This is a genomic window from Burkholderia sp. AW49-1 (genome assembly GCF_053427845.1).
In genome coordinates this window covers 1-5442 of sequence record NZ_JBSAXF010000066.1, presented here as the reverse complement: position 1 = coordinate 5442, position 5442 = coordinate 1, and the positions used below count along the sequence as shown (strand labels likewise).

Sequence of the window (5442 nt, the reverse complement as noted above, 5' to 3'; positions counted from 1 at the left end):
CCGGGCACTGGGGGCAGGCGAAACGCCTCAGTTCAAGGTCGAAGTCAGCGTCGGCAGCAGTCACAGCAAGAGCGCATTCTCCGAAGACAGCGTGACGAATCGCGGCTCGAACGTGAATGCAGGCGGGACGGTGGCGTTTGCGGCGACCGGCAACGGTCAGGCTGGCAGCGGCAATGTGACGATCGCCGGCTCTAACGTGAACGCAAACGATGTGATATTGGCCGCGAAGAATCAGGTCAATATCGTCAATACGACGGACACCGATTCGACGCGCAGCACGAACGAGTCGAAGAGCGCGAGCGTGGGCGTGTCGGTCGGCACGGGCGGGTTCGGTGTTTCCGCGGCGATGTCGAAGGCCAACGGAGATGGCAACAGCGATCTGGCTACGCAGAACAACAGCCATGTAAATGCAGCAAACAATGTCACGATCATCTCGGGCGGCGATACGAACATCATCGGCTCGAACGTGAAGGGCAATCAGGTGAACGCCGATGTGGGCGGGAGCCTGAACATCGTCAGCGTGCAGGATACGCTGACGAGCGCGGCGCATCAGTCGAGTTCGGGCGGCGGATTCAGCATCAGCCAGGGCGGCGCCAGTGCGAGCTTCAGCCAGAGCAAGGGCAACGCGTCGGGCAGCTACGCGGGCGTCAACGAGCAAGCCGGCATTCAGGCAGGCGACGGCGGTTTCAATATCAACGTCACCGGCAATACCGACCTGAAGGGTGGACTGATCGCGAGTGAAGCGGATGCGTCGAAGAACACGCTGACGACGGGTTCGCTGTCCTTCTCGGACATCCAGAACCAGTCGCACTACGATGCGAGCTCGAGCGGCTTCAGTGCGGGGGCGACGACCGGCGACGGCGGGATGAACTACAGTACCCACGGCAGCACGTCGGGCAAGAATGCCGGTGGCGCCGCACCCATGCTTGGCCAGAACGACAGCGGTAGCGACAGCGCGACGACGAAGAGCGGCGTCAGTGCGGGGACGGTGACGATTACGGATTCGGCGAACCAGAAGCAGGATGTGGCGAGCTTGAACCGCGATACGACGAACACCAATGGTACGGTCGCCAAACTCCCGGACATGCAGAATCTGCTGGCCAACCAGTCGGACATGATGGCTGCAGCCAGCGCTGCTGGCGAAGCGGTGTCGCGCCGGATTGGGGACTACGCGGACGAGATGAAACGGCAAGCCCAGAAGAATGGCGACCAGGCAGGCGTCGACGCGTGGAAGGAAGGCGGAGCGAACCGCGCACTCATGCAAGGTGCCGGTGCGGCGCTGGTAACAGGGTTAGCCGGCGGCAATGCAGTAGGTGGTGCCGCCGGTGCGGCGATTGCGTCGATCGCGTCCGGCAAGCTGAACGAACTGAGCAGCGCGATCGCAGGGAGCGATCCGACCGGCAACGCCAATATGAATCAGGCGCTGGGCAACATCGTGGCGAACGCGCTTGCGACGGGGGCGGGTGCGGCGGTGGGCGGTGAATCGGGGGCGTTCTCTGGGTACAACGTTGATCGGTTCAACAGGCAGTTGCACCCGGACGAAAAGAAGGCGATCAGCGACAAGGCGAACGGCGACAAAGACGAGGAGAAGCGCCTTACGCGTGCCGCGTGTTATGCCGTCAAATGCTGGGCGGAATATCCCGCCGGCAGCGACGAGCGCAACAAGAATTTTGTGAGCGAGGTTGAAGTGGCGTCGCTTACAAAGGAACTCGACTGGGTTAACCAACAGAAGAATTCTGGCTTATTTGACTACACTTTCCTGCAAAAAAGTGGCGACGCCATCAAGAACGATCCGGTGGGCGTGGCAAAAGATGCGACTAAAATCGCCCTTGGTGGAATGACGGCGAAAACTGGAGCGGCACTGTGCACAACTGGTATCGGATGTGTTGCCGGCGGCTGGATGACCACCTTCGGATTGAGTGAAGTCGTGGAAGGAGGTAGTGGGTTGTATAATCGCGTTAATGGAATTAACGCGCCTGGAGACAATCCGCTGCGATGGGGGTTTAATCAGGTTCTCCCATCTGGATGGGGCAATGTTGCCTACGATGGATTGAATTTTGGTGCAGCAATTCTTACCTTGCGCGCACCCGTGCCTCTCAATATAGGCGTGGCTGATGGCTTGAATCGACCTGTATCGATGTTCGGAGCCACTGTGCCTAAGATTGATAATGTAAATTTGCTTCCGTTTATTAAGCAGCCGTGGCCATATGGGACGACTCAAGGATTCTTGTTGTTCGGAGTCGGCACGAAAGGCTTCACGTTGTTTAACGACGTAAAAAATACCGGAGAACACCAGTGAATTGGCGACGAGCATATGCAACATTTCAAATCTGGTTTGTTGTATCGCTTGCATCCGCGTTTGCGGCCGGTTGCAACACGGTCGTAGTGGTTGGGATTTGTAGATTGGCGTTTAAGTTAAGTGACGATGTGTCGGTATTTTTGATTGGAATTCCAGTTCTTTTGATTCAATTGCCGATATTCTTCAGATATCTACAGAAGCCACTTCGAACTGCCGGGATGTTGAGCGATAACCCAGAAAGATTTGGGCCGTGGTTTAAATGACGGCGTTTTTTGTCAGGCCAGGCGTTGGGGGCTCCTAATCGACGAACCCGACTCTGGCGCTATGTGGAGACCAGTTCAACTGGAAGTTGCTTGTTGAAATTCAGATAAGCACACGACGTAGTCAATATTCACAATCACACGTCTAAAGTTACATGAGAACTATTCGCCGGGGGATTCCTGCTGCGGCATCACTGCTGTTTGTCGCGACCAGTGTGTCGGCGCAAGAAGCCCCGCGCCTGGTCATTCCGGGCAACGACCAGCAAACCCGACAGCAGGAAGAGGCGCGCGAGCGCGAACGGGCCGTCTCCGCGCCCGGGGTGCGGTCGGAGGTGGTGGCGAGTGCTGAGTATCCAACGCTGCCGTCGGAAACGCCCTGCTTTCGGATCGAGCGTTTCGCACTCGACGTACCCGATGCGCTACCGGCTTCCGTGAAATCGCAAGGCGCGTCGGCATTGCCGATGGATCGCTTCGCCTTCACGCGTGAATGGCTCGACCACTACGCTGGCCAGTGCGTCGGAAAGCAAGGGCTCGACATCCTCGTCAAGGGCCTGTCGCAAGCCGTCCTGGCGCGCGGGTATGTGACGACGCGTGTGCTGTTGCCCGAACAGGATCTGTCGACCGGCACCCTCAAGTTTTCGTTGATCCCGGGTGTAATCCGCCATGTGCGCTTCGCCGACGACAAGCTGCGCGGCACCTGGAAAACTGCCTTTCCGACTCGCGACGGTGAGCTGCTGAACCTGCGCGATCTCGAACAGGGCCTCGAGCAGATGAAGCGCGTGTCGAGCCAGGATGTGTCCATGCAGATCGTGCCGGCCGACGTGCCGGGCGAAAGCGACGTGGTACTCGACGTGAAGCGCAGCAAGCCGTGGACCGTCGTCGCATCGATCGACAACTCCGGCACGCGCGCGACCGGCCGGCTGCAGGGCAACTTGTCGCTTGGTATCGACAACCCCCTGGGCCTGAACGACGTCTTCAACGTCGGCGTGAGCCAGGATCTCGAGTTCGGCGACAAGCGGCTCGGTTCGCACGGCTGGAACGGTTTCTATTCGATCCCGTGGGGCTACTGGACCGCGACGCTCTCGGCGTACACCAACACGTACTACCAGCAGATCGCCGGCGTCAACCAGACCTTCATCGCGAGCGGCAATTCGAAGACCGTCGACTTCAAGCTGAACCGCGTGCTGTCTCGCAGCCAGAACGACGTGTTCGGCGTGCAGTTCCGCTTGTCGCGCAGGTTCGGCCAGAGCTTCATCGAGGACACCGAGATTCCGCAGCAGCGTCGCAACAATACGTTCGTCGAGTTCGGTCTGACCGATCGCCACTATTTCGGTAATGCACAGTTCGATGGCACGCTAGCGTACCGGCAGGGTATCGGTGCGTTCGGCGCGCAGGACGACACCCTGGCGGTCGACGGCGGCCCGACCTACCGCTACAAGATGGCCGTGCTCGACGCCAACCTGTCCGTACCGTTCGCCATCGCGCAGCAGCCGTTCCGCTACGTGACGACGTTCCACGGCCAGTACACAGGCAATACGCTGTACTACATCGACGACCTGACGATCGGCAGCCGTTACACGGTGCGCGGATTCGACGGGGAGACGATGTTGGCTGCCTCCCGTGGCTTCTACTGGCGCAACGAACTGCAGGCGCCGATCGGTCAAACCGGGCAGGCGGTATATGCCGGCATCGACTACGGCCGCGTGTGGGGCCCGCAGCCGGTCGCCCTCGTCGGCACGCAACTGGCGGGCGCGGTGATTGGCGTGAAGGGCAGCATCGCGACCCGATTGGGAGCCTACGGTTACGACCTGTTTGCCGGCACACCCGTCTACAAGCCATCCGGGTTCCCGACGGCACGAGTTACGGTTGGTTTTCAGGTCACGGCACAGTTCTGATGATGAGGGCGCAATCCGATACTCGGCCCGCTGTCGTCGGAGACGACGCCGGCGAGGATCAAGAACTGACGGCCTTTCTGACCGCGCAGATCGCCGCGCTGTTGTCCGAGAGCCACGAGCCGCGGCCCCATTGTCCACGCTGCGGCGGCGGCCATATCACGAGTGCGGGATTCAGAACACGCCCGATCGGCCGGCTGCCGATGTTCGAATGCCAGGCGTGCCAGCGCTATTTCGGCCGCACCGTCGACACCCCGCTGGGCGAAAAACACCTCAAGAAGCTTGACCTGTTCGTGTCCCTGCTGTCGCAACCGATTTCATGTCTCGAAGCGGGAGAGCGGATGGGCAGCCTGTCTTCAGATATCGCGGAGCGCGTCACGGCCTGGCGTAGCTGGTTGCTGCGACTCGATCCGAGCGGTCAGTGGGAGCGCCGCGTGCGGCTCGGTGGTCGATTGACCGAACTGGAACCCGGGCCCCTGGCATTTGACGAGATCGGCGCGTGCGAGGACACGAAACTGACCGCACGTTTGATACGCGAGTTCGATAAATTGAATTCGACCAGTCGCCGGCCGCCACCATGTTCAACCTGTGGCAGTCGAAAGACACATTTCGCGGGTCAATCCAAGGGCGGCATTCCAAACTTTTCGTGTGGAACCTGCCAGAAGAAATTCAGCCGCCGCAGCGGCACGCCGTTTGTGAATACGAAAACCGATTCAATCGAGCGCATGAGGGAATTCACCCGCTACCTGGCGCTGCCGCTGTCGATCATGCAGGTGTCGGAGATTGTTGATACGAGTCCCGCGATGGTGCAGAAATGGCGCGACCGATTTGCCGACTTTGGTGACCGGCTCGAGCCGAGCGGCAGCTTGTCCTCGAGAATCCGCCTGGGTGTCACGCCGGACGAGACGACGCCGTGTCCGTTTTGTGGCCGTGTGGGAACGGCGCAACATGCGGACGGCCGTGGCTGTTCGTGTACAGGAGGTGGTCGGCT

Annotated in this window: 3 protein-coding genes; all 3 read left to right on the top strand. The window is 60.0% G+C overall.

The window, feature by feature from the left end; translation table 11 throughout:
- On the top strand, positions 1-2299 hold a 2299-nt coding region (locus tag ACV22W_RS33355; protein WP_448023791.1), incomplete at its 5' end, for a hemagglutinin repeat-containing protein.
- 415 nt (positions 2300-2714) lie between these two features.
- Entirely contained in the window at positions 2715-4454 is a 1740-nt protein-coding gene (locus ACV22W_RS33350; protein ID WP_448023790.1) for a ShlB/FhaC/HecB family hemolysin secretion/activation protein, read from the top strand.
- A partial coding sequence (locus tag ACV22W_RS33345) for a DUF746 domain-containing protein (RefSeq protein WP_448023789.1) occupies positions 4454-5442 on the top strand: 989 nt, incomplete at its 3' end. The genes ACV22W_RS33350 and ACV22W_RS33345, both read left to right, overlap by 1 nt.